Annotated in this window: 14 protein-coding genes and 1 other annotated feature (1 of these 15 cut by a window edge); of the genes, 4 read left to right on the plus strand and 10 right to left on the minus strand. The window is 62.8% G+C overall.

Annotation, left to right across the window (positions count from 1 at the left end; all coding sequences use genetic code 11):
* Positions 1–55 precede the first annotated feature (55 nt).
* The 3 genes from dnaX to I6L48_RS14400 all read right to left on the minus strand — a co-directional run bounded on the left by dnaX (position 56) and on the right by I6L48_RS14400 (position 3,769).
* Positions 56–2,536, minus strand: coding sequence for a DNA polymerase III subunit gamma/tau (gene dnaX / locus I6L48_RS14390; protein WP_216987366.1), 2,481 nt, complete (start codon positions 2,534–2,536; stop codon positions 56–58).
* A 177-nt stretch (positions 2,537–2,713) separates the two neighbouring features.
* Positions 2,714–3,259 (minus strand): adenine phosphoribosyltransferase, encoded by a 546-nt coding sequence (gene apt, locus I6L48_RS14395; RefSeq protein ID WP_010674707.1) that lies wholly within the window; start codon positions 3,257–3,259, stop codon positions 2,714–2,716.
* Positions 3,260–3,391: 132 nt separating this feature from the next.
* The gene (locus tag I6L48_RS14400; RefSeq protein ID WP_039039141.1) at positions 3,392–3,769 is read right to left on the minus strand and encodes a YbaN family protein; all 378 of its coding nucleotides are present in this window, start codon (positions 3,767–3,769) and stop codon (positions 3,392–3,394) included.
* 177 nt (positions 3,770–3,946) lie between these two features.
* Here I6L48_RS14400 and dusC point away from each other — a divergent pair, with 177 nt between their 5' ends.
* The 4 genes from dusC to I6L48_RS14420 all read left to right on the plus strand — a co-directional run bounded on the left by dusC (position 3,947) and on the right by I6L48_RS14420 (position 7,266).
* Positions 3,947–4,891: a tRNA dihydrouridine(16) synthase DusC gene (gene dusC / locus I6L48_RS14405; protein ID WP_167825585.1), complete on the plus strand. Its 945-nt coding sequence runs from the start codon at positions 3,947–3,949 to the stop codon at positions 4,889–4,891.
* Between the two features lie 56 nt (positions 4,892–4,947).
* A complete protein-coding gene (locus tag I6L48_RS14410; protein ID WP_167825584.1) occupies positions 4,948–5,775 on the plus strand; it encodes an AraC family transcriptional regulator in 828 nt (275 codons plus the stop codon).
* A gap of 75 nt (positions 5,776–5,850) precedes the next feature.
* Positions 5,851–6,816 (plus strand): DMT family transporter, encoded by a 966-nt coding sequence (locus I6L48_RS14415; RefSeq protein WP_171865380.1) that lies wholly within the window; start codon positions 5,851–5,853, stop codon positions 6,814–6,816.
* A gap of 81 nt (positions 6,817–6,897) precedes the next feature.
* Positions 6,898–7,266: a TraR/DksA C4-type zinc finger protein gene (locus tag I6L48_RS14420; RefSeq protein WP_216988078.1), complete on the plus strand. Its 369-nt coding sequence runs from the start codon at positions 6,898–6,900 to the stop codon at positions 7,264–7,266.
* A 158-nt stretch (positions 7,267–7,424) separates the two neighbouring features.
* On the opposite strand, the gene rnd is transcribed toward I6L48_RS14420, so the two are convergent.
* From rnd to I6L48_RS14455, 7 genes are all read right to left on the minus strand, one after another.
* Entirely contained in the window at positions 7,425–8,537 is a 1,113-nt protein-coding gene (gene rnd / locus I6L48_RS14425; RefSeq protein ID WP_039039174.1) for a ribonuclease D, read from the minus strand.
* A gap of 98 nt (positions 8,538–8,635) precedes the next feature.
* The gene (gene fadD / locus I6L48_RS14430) at positions 8,636–10,312 is read right to left on the minus strand and encodes a long-chain-fatty-acid--CoA ligase FadD (RefSeq protein WP_010674700.1); all 1,677 of its coding nucleotides are present in this window, start codon (positions 10,310–10,312) and stop codon (positions 8,636–8,638) included.
* 196 nt (positions 10,313–10,508) lie between these two features.
* Entirely contained in the window at positions 10,509–11,360 is an 852-nt protein-coding gene (locus I6L48_RS14435) for an alpha/beta fold hydrolase (protein WP_201922115.1), read from the minus strand.
* Positions 11,361–11,369: 9 nt separating this feature from the next.
* Positions 11,370–11,885 carry a Slp family lipoprotein gene (locus I6L48_RS14440; RefSeq protein WP_039039136.1) on the minus strand — a complete coding sequence of 172 codons (516 nt, stop codon included), beginning with the start codon at positions 11,883–11,885 and terminating at the stop codon, positions 11,370–11,372.
* Positions 11,886–11,935: 50 nt separating this feature from the next.
* The gene (gene tsaB, locus I6L48_RS14445; RefSeq protein WP_069651243.1) at positions 11,936–12,637 is read right to left on the minus strand and encodes a tRNA (adenosine(37)-N6)-threonylcarbamoyltransferase complex dimerization subunit type 1 TsaB; all 702 of its coding nucleotides are present in this window, start codon (positions 12,635–12,637) and stop codon (positions 11,936–11,938) included.
* Positions 12,638–12,734: 97 nt separating this feature from the next.
* Entirely contained in the window at positions 12,735–14,654 is a 1,920-nt protein-coding gene (locus I6L48_RS14450; protein ID WP_201922112.1) for an ATP-dependent DNA helicase, read from the minus strand.
* Positions 14,655–14,715: 61 nt separating this feature from the next.
* Complete coding sequence (locus I6L48_RS14455; protein ID WP_182934893.1) at positions 14,716–14,961, minus strand: hypothetical protein; 246 nt, start codon at positions 14,959–14,961, stop codon at positions 14,716–14,718.
* Positions 14,962–15,151: 190 nt separating this feature from the next.
* Positions 15,152–15,241 (plus strand) — a sequence feature (His leader region); it runs 35 nt beyond the window's last position.

The raw sequence follows: 15,241 nt of genomic DNA on the forward strand, positions 1-15,241 counted from the left end.
AGCCAAAGGTTTTTTCAACCGGGGGCAAGCCCCGGCACGGTTTTTTCACCGCAATTCAGCGACTCAGGGGTTCGATGCTCTCGGGATGGAGCACGGCGCCGAAACGCTGCTGCAAGAATTGTACGTTGGGATCCGCCGCCAGATCCCGGCTCACCTGTTCACGCACCCCGAGATAGAGACGATGCTCTATCTCGAGCGGCGTCTCCCGCGCGGGATCCGAGCCCAGGGTCACATCGATGTGAACCGGGCCGCCCAGCTCGGGACCGATGATCTCGGCCAGATCGGCGCGGGCCTTGTCGCTCACCAGATGGCGCTGCTCGGGTTTGAGCAGCAGGGAGACCCGATTGCCTTCCCGGGTCATCACCGCGTTGATGGCCAGTTGACGCAGCCGACCACCCACCCCGGTGCGGGCGATGAGCTCGGCCCAGGCGTCCCCGCAATTGACCAGCAAGGACGAGGGGATCAGACGGGCGACCTCTCCCTCCTCCTCGGGCTGGGCGTCGCTCTCCAGGGCATCCCAGTCGATGGTCTCCATCAATGCAATGGCGGGCTGAGGCTCGCTGGCGGCCACTGGAGGCGCGGCAGACACCATAGCGACAACCGCAGGTGCCGCCGCATCCGCGCTGCCGACGTCAGCGCCCAGATCCCAGGGCGGCAGATCCTCCTGCGAAGGAGGAGCCATGGTGGCGGGAGCTGGCTGAGCGGAAGTCACTGCCCGCGTGGGCAACGGGGCACTGGCAAACCCCTCGTCAAACCCCTGATTCAGATACTCTTCGTAGTCACTGGCCCCCTCTTCATAGGCATCGAGAGGGGGCAGGTCGTCATACCCCGTTTGCATGGCAGATCCCTGCCCCGGCATCTCGGGCCGCGCCGCTGGTTGCACCTCGGCCAGGGGCGAAGTCGCGCCGGCAGGCATCGCAGGGGCCGGTTTGGTCGCGGCCACCGGTTTGACGGGAGTGATCCGGGCAGGCGCGGCGTTTGCACTCTGCTCGCCACGCAGGCGGCTTCGCAGCAGATTGCGCTTGCCAAGCAGGCTCTGCATGCTGGAGGTCGAAGAGATGGTGACGTCTTCCCCTTGAACCTCAACCTGCTGCGTCTGCCCGGCGTCATCCGCCGCCAACGGCGCAGAGGCAGGCTCTGCAGGCGGACTGGTGGGCACCACGGCCTCGTAACCCATCCGTTCGGCCTCGCGCAGCAGCTCATCCTGCTCGGCAAAGAGCGGATCCAGCACTGCGCCCTCCTCCGCCTTGAGTGCGGGGGCGACGTGCTCGGCCTCAAGGACCGATGCTGGCGCGGCGGGAGCCTGTGGTGCTGCGCTGGCAGCCGGGGCCGGCTCAGCCCCCTGAGGCTTTCCCGGCAGGAGCGGCGCGTTTTCCCTCGCAGCCGCCATCACGCCGGTGTGCCCTGTCATGAGAGGCTGGGCCGCCAGGTTGGCGGGATGGACCACCTCGCGCCGGGGCGAGAAGGCCAGCATCCGCAGACAAGTCATCTCCAGTGCGGTGCGCCCGTCAGGGGCCCAGGGCAGATCCTTGCGCCCCCCCAGCACGATTTGATAGCAGAGCTGTACCTCTTCCGGGCTCATGGCTCCGGCAAGCTGCAGCAAGGCATCGGCATCCGCCCCCTGCTCCTGCACGCTCGCAGGCAGCAGTTGCGCCATGGCCACCCGATGGAGCAAGGCTTCCAGCTCGGCGTGAAGCTGGTCGAAATCCGGCCCCAGGGTAGCAATCTCGGTGATCTTGGCCATGGTGGCCGGGGCATCCTGGCGCAGCACTGCCTCCAGCAACTGGTGCAGGTGGTGATGATCGAGGGTCCCCAGCATGGTGAGCACGCTCTCCAGGCGCACGCTGCCGTTGCCGTGGGCCAACGCCTGATCGGTGAGGCTCAGGGCATCGCGCATGCTGCCGTCGGCCGCCTTGGCCAGGGCCAGCAGGGCGCGAGGCTCGAAGGGTTGGCCCTCCTGGTCCAGCACCCATTCGAGCTGCCTGGCAATCTGGGTCTGATCCAGGCTCTTGAGATGAAACTGCAGGCAGCGCGAGAGGATGGTGATGGGGAGCTTCTGCGGATCCGTGGTGGCCAGCAGGAATTTCACATAGGGGGGCGGCTCTTCCAGGGTTTTGAGCAGCGCATTGAAGCTGTGGCGCGACAGCATGTGCACTTCATCGATGAGGTACACCTTGAAACGACCACGGGCCGGACGGTACTGCACGTTGTCGAGCAGTTCGCGGGTGTCTTCCACCTTGGTGCGGGACGCCGCATCGATTTCCAGCAGATCGACGAAATTGCCCTGATCGATCTCGCGGCAGGTATCGCACACACCGCATGGATGGCTGCTGATCCCCTGCTCGCAGTTGAGGCTCTTGGCCAGGATGCGGGCGATGGTAGTCTTGCCCACCCCGCGGGTCCCGCTCAGCAGGTAGGCGTGATGCAGCCGTCCCTGATCCAGGGCATTGGTCAGGGCAGTCAGCACATGTTGCTGGCCGACCACTTGTTCAAACGTATGGGGGCGCCATTTGCGCGCCAAAACCTGATAGCTCATAGATCTCGATGCTGGGAAACGAGGCATTGAGGCTGGATGCTAACACAAATGGAGGGCTGGCTGTATGGGGGATGCGCCGCCTTGGGAGGGATCGCTTGAATTTCAAACCGGTGCCCGTTCAGGCACCGGTTTGCGGCAGAAAGCAGGGTGACGAGGCCTGCCGCGCGAAGAGGCGATTTACGCCCCCGCGAGTTCCACCAGAGAGACCACCTTGACGCCGGCGGCGGTCAGGCGGGCATCACCGCCCAGGGACGGCAGGGAGATGATGAAAGCGGCATCCGCTACCTCACCGCCGGCGCGGCGGATGAGCTTGACGGTGGCATCGACGGTGCCGCCGGTGGCCAGCAGATCGTCCACCACCAGCACCTTGTCACCGGGCACGATGGCATCGGTGTGCAGTTGCAGAGTGTCGGTGCCGTACTCCAGGGCGTAGGACTCCTCGATGACGGCGCGGGGCAGCTTGCCCGGCTTGCGCACCGGCACGAACCCCAGCCCCATGGCGTAGGCAACCGGGGCGCCGAAGATGAAGCCACGGGCCTCGGTGCCGACAATCTTGGTGATGCCTTGATCACGGTAATGATCGGCCAGCAGATCGATGGTGGCCTTGAAGGCCTCGGCATTCTCGATCAGGCTGGTGATGTCGCGAAACAGAATGCCCGGCTTCGGATAGTCGGGAATGGTCTTGATGCTCGCTTCGATAAACTTCAGGGTTTCCGGATTCATTATTTGACCGCTTATTTTTTGAGCCCTGCCATGGCGGCGCACGGGGTCTCCGCCTGGGGGCAATAAAAAGGCCCGTCACGCAAAAATGACGAGCCAACTCCATAGCATTATTGCCGCGATAGCTTAGGGATTTCACTTCTTCATTGCAACCGGCTCCAGCACCGGCAGACGCATCAACCAGGTGAGCAGGATCACCATTATGACAACCAGCAGCCATCTCACCCAGGGCAATGGCACCACCAGCAGCGATACCGAAAACGAGATCAGGATGAAGATGATGGCGCGGCGTCTGGCATGGCGGCGAATGCCGCGATACTGCTGCCAATCGAGGATGGGGGGGCCAAACCAGGGATGCGCCAGCAACCAGCCATGAAAGCGGGGGGAGGAGCGCGCAAACAGCGCCGCCGCCAGCAACATGAAGGGGGTGGTCGGCAACAGGGGCAGGACTATCCCGACTATCCCGGTGGCGAAGGCAAGCCAGCCCAGGGCCATCAGACACCAGCGTTTCATGGGTACTCCTCTGCATGTATCTCTGCCTTTAGCCTAACAGAGTTGGCCCGGAAGCTGACAGCCTGGCCCAGTCTGCGACCGTCGATGGGGGCCATCGAGTGGGCAGACGGCTGACAATCCCGGCCATTGCCACTACAATCTGCGCTCTTTTTTCTCCCCTTGTCTTCGGAAGCAGCTATGCGCGTTATTTTGGCCCCCATGCAGGGGGTGCTGGATCACCTGATGCGGGAGGTCCTCACCTCCGTCAATGATTACGACCTCTGCGTCAGTGAATTCATCCGGGTGGTCGATCAACTGCTGCCCGCCAAGGTCTTCCATCGCCTCTGCCCCGAGCTGAAACAGGATGGCAAGACCCGTGCAGGGACCCCGGTACGGGTGCAACTGCTGGGACAACATCCGGAGTGGCTGGCAGAAAATGCCATCCGGGCCATCGAGCTCGGCTCTCCCGGGGTCGATCTCAACTTCGGCTGCCCTGCCCCCACGGTCAACAAGAGCAAGGGGGGCGCCGTGCTGCTCAAGGAACCCGAGACCGTCTATCGCATCGTCAAGGCGGTGCGGGAGGCCGTGCCTGCCCACCTGCCGGTGAGCGCCAAGATCCGCCTGGGATACGATGACAAGGATCTCTATCTGGACAACGCCCAGGCCGTCTATCAGGGGGGGGCCAACGAGCTGGCGGTGCATGCCCGCACCAAGCGCGAAGGCTACAAGGCGCCGGCCCACTGGGAGTACGTGGACGCCATCCGCCGCGCTCTGCCCATCCCCGTCACCGCCAACGGCGAGATCTGGAACCATGCCGATGCCCTGACCTGTGCTCGGGTGTCCGGTTGCGATGCCCTCATGGTGGGCCGGGGCGCCATCTCCCTCCCCAACCTGGCCAACGTGATGAAGACGGGGTGTGCCCACATGAACTGGGCCGAGGTACTGCAACTGATGGTGACCTACACCGAGCAGGATCTGGCGAGCGACAAGGCCGACTACTACCCGAGTCGCATCAAGCAGTGGTTCTCCTACATAGTGCGGGAATACCCCCAGGCCGACGAGCTGTTTCGTCGCATCCGCACCATCAAGACCGCAGAGGAGATCCGCACCGCCCTCGAGCGCGAGTGCGCCTCACAGGCCTAGACTTGGCCGCCGCCCCGCGGCGCCCTATGATGAAGGCTCATTGACAGGAGGTCAGGATGCAGGGAGTGCCGGTCAACTTTACCCATCAGCACGACAGGGCCGATTTTCGCGCCCTGCCGGGGCAGCCTGCGACCGAGCTCTATCGCGCCCACATCCAGCACCACATCTTCGATCCCCATAGTCACGAGGGGTTTGGCCTCGGTGTCATCGAGTGCGGCGCCGAGCGCTTTCGCTATCGCGGCAGCCAGCTCCTGGCCGGTCCCGGCAGCCTGGTGCTGATGAACCCCGATGAGCTGCACACGGGCGAGTCAGCCTGCGAGCAGGGATGGCGCTATCGCATGCTCTACCTGCCCGCCGACCGGCTCGAGGCCATCAGCGGCGAGCGCGACTGGTATTTCACCGATGCCGTGCGAAGCGATCCGCGCACTGCCCCCGTCCTGCAGGCAGCCCTGGATGCCCTCTGGCACTGTGACAGAGAGCTCGCCGCCGACGGCCTGCTGCTAAGGGTGTGCGAGACCCTGCGCCCCCATGCCCGGACCCTGGCGGCCCCGCGCGAAGCGGCCCACCCTCTGGGCCGCGCTATTGACTATATGCAGGCCTGTTTCGCTCGCCCCATTACCCTGGCCGAGCTGGCCGGTGCAGTGAACCTCAGCCCCTACCACTTCCAGCGCAGCTTCAAGGCCCGCTTTCACGTCACCCCCCAGCAGATGTTGATGGCCATCCGCCTGCAGCGCGCCAAGGGGTGGCTGGCTGCCGGCCTGCCCGCTGCCGAGGTGGCCGCCGCCTGTGGTCTGGCCGATCAATCCCACCTCAACCGTGCCTTCCTGCGCCGCTATGGCACCACCCCGGTCCGCTACCAGAAACAGGTGCAGGCTGGCCGCTAAAGCGCAATCTGGTTCAATACGCCCCCCCTTCCCCCCTGCTAGGCTGGCCTCCTTCTTCTTTAGCGGATATGAAACATGTTGATCGGAGTCCTGTTTGCCCTGCTGGCCGGCCTGATGTGGGGGCTCATCTTCGTCGCCCCCCTCTTGGTGGACGGCTATCCCCCCGCCCTGCTCGCGAGCGGCCGCTACCTCGCCTTCGGCCTCATCGTACTGCCGCTCGCCTGGCAGGCACGCAAACACCTGGCGGCCCTCTCGGCCAGCGACTGGCGAGAAGCCCTCGCCCTCACTCTGGTGGGGAACCTCCTCTACTACTTCTGCCTGTCGGGGGCCATCTTGCGCATCGGCTCGCCCCTGGCGGCCATGTTTATCGGCACCCTGCCGGTGGTGACGGCCCTGGCCGCCAACCGCCTCTATGGCGCACGGGACGGTCGCCTCTCCCGCACCCGGCTCTACCCGTCCCTGGTGCTGATGGGGGCCGGCCTCTATCTGGTCAACAGCGCCGAGCTCACCTGGCACACCGAGGCGCGCACCGAACAACTGCTTGGGCTCGCCCTGGCGGTGGGCGCCGTGCTGTGCTGGACTTGGTATCCCCTGCGCAACGCCCGCTGGCTGCGCGAGCACCCGGGCCGCAGTCCGGCCGTCTGGGCCACCGCCCAGGGGCTGGTGACCCTGCCGGTGGCGCTCATTGCCTATCTCGGCAGTCTCGGCCATCTTGCCCTGAGCGCACCGGACTTTCCCCTGCCCTTCGGGCCGACGCCCCTGCGCTTCGTGCTGCTGATGGGGGCGGTGGGGCTCTTCTGCTCCTGGCTCGGCACCCTGTGCTGGAACGAGGCGAGCCAGCGCCTGCCGACCGTGCTGGTCGGGCCGCTCATCGTGTTCGAGACTCTGGCGGGGCTCTTGTATGCTTTTATGCTGCGCGGGATCATGCCCCCCATGAGTACCCTGGTGGGTGTCGTCTGTCTGGTGGCGGGAGTGCTCTACGTCATCACCGGCAAGCCGCAGCACCTGCCGGAAAAACCCGTCAAAGCACGGTTAACTTGACTCATGTCATCTTGATAAACCGCGGGTTTCCCTATACTGGCCGAGTTTTATCACTCGTTTTTGGGGGCTGCTGTGTGTGAAGTGACGCAAGTCCGGTTGGCCGAATGGCATCAGCGCCTTCTGACCGACTGGGCGCAAACAAGAGAGGAGCTGATCCGTCAGCTCAAGGCCTGTCGACAAGATGACTGGGCACAGAAGGTGGAGCGCTGCGAGCGGGATCAACTGGTTGATCTGACCAGCCGTCTCGATCTGCCCGGGGTGGAACACAACGTGGCACGCCTCAAGCGGCTCGACGCGGCGCTCTGCCAGATGGATCTGGGGCTCTATGGCTTCTGCTCCGATTGTGAGGAGCCGCTGCTCCCTGAACAGCTGGAACAGGATCCGACCCTGCAACGCTGCCCGCGCTGCGAGGCCCGCTACCGCAAGGGATTCCACGCTCACGAACTCTGATGGGGGCACCCTTTGTGCCCGCCATTTTCCTCCTCCACCCCTTCTCGCTTCCCATCATGACCAACCCCCTGGTGCGACGATCCCGGCAACCCCTGGGGGCAGCCGCACAGGCATGAAAAAGGGGAGTCATGGACTCCCCTTCTCGTACTGCGTACTCGTCACTGGGCCAGCAGGTGGCCTACCAGCTCATGACGCCACCCTTGCAGCAGCATGGGCTTGTCCGCCCTGGCCCGTTCCTCGGCACTCATGCGCCAGCTCCAGGTGAAGTACTGGTGGATGATCTTCTTGCTCGCCACCAGCTCCGGTGGAATGTTGCTGGCCTTGGCCTTCTCCTCCACCATGGCCTTGATGCGCTTGAGCTCGGCCTTGTACTGGGGGAAGTCCACCAGACGGCGGATGGGATCGGGCCAGCTCGCAGGGTCGCTCTGCTGGGCGGCGGCGACGATGTCCAGCATCCGCTTGCCGTGGATCTTGATCTCGATGGGCGAGAGGCCCAGCTCGTTGAGATCCCGAAGGGAAGCGGGACGACGCTCCGCCACCTTGAACAGGTGCAGCTCTTTCACCACGAAGTTGAGGGCGAGATCCCGGCGTACCGCTTCCTGCTGGCGCCAGGCGGCCAGCTCGCGCAGGATGGCCAGCTCGCGGCGACCCAGTTGCCAGGCGTTGACTATCTCGAGGTAGGCCTGACGGGGATCGCTGCCCTGGGTCTTGCGGGCGGAGTGGTTCTGGCACTCCTGCTCGAACCAGGGGAACTTGCCGCTCTCGCGCAGTCTGGCCATCACCTTCTCGTAGAGGGGCATGAGGTAGAAGACATCCGCCGCGGCATATTCCAGCTGACGAGGGGTAAGGGGGCGCGCCAGCCAGTCGGTACGGGCCTGATCCTTCTCAAGCTCGACCCCGAGGAATTCGTTGACCAGGGCGCCAAACCCCACCGACACGCCATGGCCCAGGAAGGCTGCCGCCAGCTGGGTATCGTGCATCTGGTTGGGCAGGTGACCCGCCTGATGCTGGATGAGCTCCAGATCCTCACCGGAGGCGTGCAGGATGGCAATCTGTCCGGCCCGACCGAGGCGCTGCCACAAACCGGAGAGATCCAGGGTCAGGGGATCGAGCAGGGCAAGCTGCTTGCCATCGTAGATCTGGAACAGACCGAGCTGGGGATAGTAGGTACGGGTGCGAACGAATTCGGTATCGATGGCCAGGGGAACGTCGGCCAGAGAAGCGAGATACTGATCCAGTTCGGCTTGCTGTGAAATGAGTTGATATTGCATCGTTGCCTGCACGTTGGTCGGATCCAGAAAGAAAAAACCGTGGATGTCCCACGGTTTTGCATAACGACAGCGCTGGACTGCAAAGCAGTGCATGCCGGTTACTGCTTGGCAATCTCCTCGTCGCGCAGCACGCGGCGCAGGATCTTGCCCACGTTGGTCTTGGGAAGTTCGTCGCGAAATTCTACCAGTTTCGGCACCTTATAGGCAGTCAGATGTTTGCGGCAGTGGGCAATTATCTCCTCTTCCGCCAGCTTTGCATCTTTCTTGACCACGAAGATCTTCACCTGCTCGCCGGACACCGGGTTGGGTACGCCGACGGCGGCCACCTCCAGCACCTTGGGATGCAGGGCTACCACGTCTTCTATCTCGTTCGGGTAGACGTTGAAGCCGGAGACCAGGATCATGTCCTTCTTGCGATCGACGATCTTGAAGAAGCCCTGCTCGTCGCATACCGCGATGTCGCCGGTGCAGAGCCAGCCATCCTGCATCACCTCGGCGGTCGCCTCCGGGCGCTGCCAGTAGCCGGTCATCACCTGAGGACCGCGTACCTGCATCTCGCCGGGGGCACCCCGTTCGGTGACCTGGTTCCCCTCGTCATCCACCAGACGGATCTCGGTGGAGCAGACCGGCAGACCGATGGAGCCGTTGTAATCCACCAGATCATAGGGGCAGACGCTCACCAGGGGCGAGCACTCGGTCAGGCCATAGCCCTCCAGCAGCGGGGTGCCGGTCAGCCCCTTCCACTGCTCGGCCACCGCCCGTTGCACCGCCATGCCGCCACCGATGGTGAGCTTGAGCTTGGCAAAATCCATGCCCTTGAACTCGTCGTTGTTGACCAGGGCGTTGAACAGGGTGTTCACCCCGGTGATGCAGGTGAAAGGATACTTCTTGATCTCTTTGACAAAACCCGGGATGTCACGGGGGTTGCTGATGAGCAGGTTGTAGCCCCCCAGACGCATGAACAGCAGGCAGTTCACCGTCAGGGCGAAGACGTGATAGAGCGGCAGCGCCGTGACCACAAACTCCTTGCCGCGCTCCAGCACGGGGCCATAGACACCGAGGCACTGCTCGACGTTGGCGATCATGTTGCGATGAGTCAGCATGGCCCCCTTGGAGAGGCCGGTGGTCCCGCCAGTGTATTGCAGGAAGGCGATGTCCTGGTTGCTGATCTCGGGTTTGATGTACTGCAGGTAGCGCCCCTTGGCGAGGGCCTGGCGCATGGTGCTGGCATGGGGCAGGTTGTACTTGGGCACCAGCTTCTTGACGTATTTGACCACGAAGTTGACCAGGGTCCCCTTGGCCAGCCCCAGGTTGTCTCCCATCCGGGTCAGGATCACATGCTTGACCGGGGTGTCATACACCACTTTTTCCAGGGTGTGGGCAAAGTTGGAGACGATGACGATGGCCTTGGCGCCGGAGTCTTTCAACTGATGCTCCAGCTCGCGCGGGGTATAGAGGGGGTTGACGTTCACCACCGTCATGCCGGCCCGCAGGATGCCGAATACCGCGATGGGGTATTGCAGCAGGTTCGGCATCATCACGGCCACCCTGTCCCCCTTGCCGAGCTTCAGCTCGTTTTGCAGGTAGGCGGCGAAGGCTCGGGACTGCTCCTCCAGCCGACGGTAGGTAATGGTCTGCCCCATGTTGACGAAGGCGGGTTGATCGGCGAACTGGTTCACCGACTCTTCAAACATCTCGACCAGAGAGCCGTATTGGTCTGGATTGATCTCGGCGGGCACCCCTTCTGGATAACGCTTCAGCCAGACTCTTTCCACGAACTTCTCCTGCATAACTCGCACCTGTGCGCTCACTGTGTTGCCTCCGTCCCTGTCACATCCATTTCAATCAGTTGTTTTAAGTTCATGCTCTAATGCCGCACATATTTACATAAGGCAACATCAATTAACAGTGAATTAACAACGGGAAATGTGAGGGAGAAAGCAAACCTGACATGATTCAAAGCCGCCGATCCTACCGGATTTGAGCGAAGTTTTCGATATAAACGGCGGTTTCTGATGAATTTTCCATATGAAAATGATGGCCTCCTGCCACTGTCACCCGTTCAATGTGGCCAAAGGCCGCCTCCCGCAACTGCCACTGTGCCAGGAGCCCGGGGAAGCCCTGCTCTCCCCGGATAAAGAGCACCGGACAGGCGATGGCCCGGATCAGGGCCTGGGCCTGCCCCTCGCTCATGCGCAGGGGCGAGAGATCGCGAAGACGGGGATCACTGCGCCAATACCAGCGCCCTGCCCGCACCTCCAGTTGTCGCTCGCAGATAAGGCGTGCCGCACTCGGGGGGATGTCCGCCACCTTGCAGCGGGCAGCCACCGCCTCCTCGAGGGTGGCAAATCCACTGGTTGCACGCTCACGGGTACGAGTGCGGTTGAGGATGGCGCGGCGCAGCTGCCCCGGCACCTCCTCGTCGGGCTGGCTCAAGGGGCCGAGCCCCTCCAGCAGAATGAGCCGCTCAATTTGTTCGGGAAAAACGCCGGCATAGGCAGAGGCAATCAGCGCCCCCAGGGAGTGACCAAGCAGGATGAAACGCTGCCAGCCCGCGGCCTGGGTGATCTGGTAGAGATCATCCAGCCAGTCCACGAAGACATAGGGAGTCGACTTGTGATCGGAGTGACCATGGCCCGGCAGATCGACGCAGACCAGATGAAACGCCCCCAGCCAGGGGGCCAGAGGCAAAAAGCTGGCACCGTTGTCGAGCCAGCCATGGAGGGCCACCAGCAGCGGTCTGCCCTCCTGACCATTGTCCAGCAGGGCGATGTGCCGCCCGTCCGCCAGGCGCAGCCTGCGCTCCTGCAATGTCGCCGTCATCCGGGCTCCTCAGCGGCGCAGGGGCCGTCTGGGCCAGAAGGGATCATAGAAAGGATCGTAAAAGTAGGGATCCATGTAGCGGATCTCCACCTCCTTCACCGGTGGCCACAGCTTGCTCCCCGTCACCTTGAGTACCGAGAAGCGATACTTGTGCTCGCCAATCTGGCTGTCCACCGGCTTGTCGAGGGTGCCGAGCACCGTCAGGCTGCGACCCTTGGCATAGAGGGTCGGGTCGACAAACCCTTGCATGATGGCGAGAAAACGACCTGGGCTCTGCTCGGTCTGCTCCGGCACCCCGTTGGACTTGAGGGGCAGATAGACCACCTCGATGACACTCTGATCCGCCTTGTTGTGGACCGCCGAGATGACACCGCTCCAGCGGGCCGGCTTGCCTTCCATTCCCTGCAGGGCAGGTTGATAGGCCACCAGCTGATCCGCAGGCTCATAGGCAAGCTCTTTGGGCACCGTGCTGCAACCGCCCAGCAGCAGCCCCACCAATCCCAGCATGATCACGGATTTTCTCATTCGTCTCTCCTTCATCGTCCGACAAAGCAGCCCGGGGCAGCTGTTGCCGCCTATTCGCGACCCGGCAGTTTCTTCCAGGTCACCTTGTCACGCAGATAGACAGGGGTGGCTTGCTCAACCGGCACCGCCTCACCCGCAAACCAGGCCTGGCGTGCCAGAGGCAGCATGTCGGCGGCCGCCGGGAAACGCACCTGGCTTGGCATCAGCACATCTGCCAGGCCGCCCAGAGTCTCGCCATAGGTTTCAAAACCGGTGCCAACGCAGCTCACCGCGCCAGTCAGCTTGTCACGGGCCTGCACCAGTGCGGCAGGCTCGCTCACCACCTCCTCGCCCACCAGCGTCATCACCCCGTCCACCAAGGCGTAGTGGCCGAAATAGACCTCGTCCATGCGCGCATCGATGGCGGCAAGCACCTGCTCGGCCCCTTCCAGCTTATGGGCCCCCTGGGCCATGGCTGCCAGGGTGGAGACACCGATCATCGGTACGCCGGCACCAAAGGCGAGCCCCTGGGCCACGCTGATCCCGATCCGTACCCCGGTGAAGGAGCCAGGCCCACGACCGAAGGCGATGGCGTCGAGCTCATCCAACGATAGACCGGCTTCATCCAACAGAGCCTGAACCATGGGCAGGATCTTGCGGGTATGGTCACGGGGCGCCTCTTCCCAGCGGGAGTAGAGGCTATCGCCCACCAAGAGGGCTGCGGAGCAGGCTTCGGTGGCGGTATCCACGGCCAGGATCTTCAACTCATCCATTCTTTTTATTCTCTTCACATCAGTCAGTTAAATCGTCAGCATGGCCAAGGCCTGCCGTCATGCATGGCCGGGTGCAATCAGCCCCGGCGCGGCGGACTCACTCCCGTGGTCCGAAAAATTCTCCCAGGGTCGCCAGCTCCCGGGTCCGTGGAATGGCAGGCAGGCTCTTGATGAAGGTGGCGCCATAGGGCTTGTTGACCACCCGGGGATCACAAATAACCAGTACGCCGTGATCACTGCGATCACGGATGAGCCGCCCCACCCCCTGCTTGAGGGCAATCACCGCCTTGGGCAACTGCAGCTCGGCAAAGGGATCCCCCCCCTTGAGCTTGCAATCCTCCACCCGTGCCTTGAGCTGGGGATCGTCCGGGCTAGCAAAAGGCAGTTTGTCGATGATAACACAGGACAATGCCGCCCCCCGCACGTCTATCCCCTCCCAGAAACTGCTGGTGGCCACCAGCACGGCCCGACCGTTCTCCACGAAGGTCTTGAGCAGCCGCTGCTTGTTGTCTTCCCCTTGCAGCAGGACGGTGCGGCCGATTTCCCGGCGCAGCACCTCGGCCACCTGGCGCATCACCTGATGGCTGGTGCAGAGGAAGAAGCACCCCCCCGGCGTCTTGTTGATGAGGGGGATCATCAGGGTCGCCAGCTGCTCCCCGCGCCCGAAGGCATTGGGCTCTGGCAGGAAACGGGGTACGCACAGGCGCGCTTGCTCGGCGTAATCGAACGGACTGTCGAGAATGAGTTCGGCGCTGCCGGCCAGCCCCATCTCGGCGACGAAGTGGGCGAAGCGATTGTCCACCGTCAAGGTGGCCGAGGTGAAGACCCAGGCCACCTCGGGGCGCTGCACCTCGGCACCGAAGCGCTCGGCGACCGACAGCGGCGTCAGATTGAGGGTGAAGTGCAGACGCGAACAGTCATACCAGTAGGAGAAACCGGTCTGGTTGACCGCCAGCACCTCCCCAAGGCGAGTACGCAGCTCGCTGATGCGCTCGAAACAGTGATCCAGCTGCTCCCCTCGCCCGAGCGCCAGTTTCAGCACTTCATAACAGAGCCCGATGGCATCGTTGAGGCGGGCCAGCGCCTGGGCCCAGAGGGATTGTCTCAGCAGATCCCGGGTGTTGCCGCGCCCCCCCTCCACGCCGAAGGCAAGGCGCAGATCCTGACTGGCAATGGCAAGCCTGTCCGCCGCCTTGCCAAGCTGGGCCATGTCATGAGCCTCTGCCCGGTAGGCAAGCTGGATATCCTGCGCCAAATCCTGGATGGTGCGGCTACCCACGGACTTGCCGAAGTAGTGGCTGGCGATCTCGGGCAGCTGGTGCGCCTCGTCGAATACATAGACCTGCGCCTCGGGCACCAGCTCGCCAAAGCCGGTGTCTTTGACCGCCATGTCGGCGAAAAAGAGGTGGTGGTTGATCACCACCACCTGGGCGTCCATGGCACGGCGCCGGGCGATGACCAAGTGACAATCATCGTAATAGGGGCAGTCGCGACCCAGGCAGTTGTCGTTGGTGCTGGTGACATGGGCAAGGATCTCGGCGTTCTCCTGTAGCCCCGGGATATCCCCCACATCGCCGTTGTCGGTGGCAGTCGACCAGGATTTGACCTTCACGAGATCGCTCAGGATCTCGGGCTTTTGCAGATGGGATTCACTCAACAGCCGGTTCATCCGCTCGATGCAGAGGTAATTGCTGCGCCCCTTGAGCAGTGCCACCGGCGGGGTGTAGTGAAGCGCCCCCCTGATGGTGGGCAGATCCCGATAGAAGAGCTGCTCCTGCAGATTCTTGGACCCGGTGCTGATCACCACCCGCTTGCCGGATTCCAGCGCAGGGACCAGATAGGCATAGGTTTTGCCAGTGCCCGTTCCAGCCTCCACCAGCAAGCGGCCACCTTGCTTGATGGCACGGGACACCGCCTCGGCCATCTCCAGTTGCGGGGCACGGGCCTTGAAGCCGTCAATATGGCGGGCCAGGGGGCCGTCTGGCTTGAACAGGGTCTGGATGATGGTCAAAGGCATGTCCCGCTGCAAAAGCGGGCATTATGCCAAAAGCGCGGAAAAAGCGGGACTGATAATGCGTTCAGACGAAGAGATCAATCCGGTGGTCCGGATCCGGTTTGTGATCATCATCCTGCACCGCTGGTTGATCAGGCCTTGGCGGCTGCTCTCTCTGCTGGTGATGCTGGCCACCGCCGTCATTGTCGGTGCCTATCTTGCGCAGCTGATGTTTCTGGCTGATCTGGGTCACCTCCCGCTTGATGTCATCCGGGCTCGGTGTCGAGGGTGCGCGGGGCAGGATGGGAAATAACAGGTCCTGGCTGGGCATGATGTCGCCTCCTTTGGCATCTCATTGTCTAGTTATCGACCAGAAAACCGTTTTCTCAACTTTAATCGTCCTGATCACATTTTTCGGTTGCATTTTCTGTCAAGGCAGGTAGTTTAAATCGGGCGTCAACAACGACATCTGATTTGTAAAGGATTGATTACATCATGAAGTTCACCAACCTGAAGACTCATCATCACCATCATCATCCCGAATAGTCTTTCAGGAGGTTGACTGCTGGAAGACACTTAACTGGTGACTTCCAAAAGGACCGCAAGATTCA

Origin of the sequence: Aeromonas sp. FDAARGOS 1418 (assembly GCF_019048585.1) — a bacterium.
Taxonomy (GTDB): Bacteria; Pseudomonadota; Gammaproteobacteria; order Enterobacterales; family Aeromonadaceae; genus Aeromonas; species Aeromonas caviae.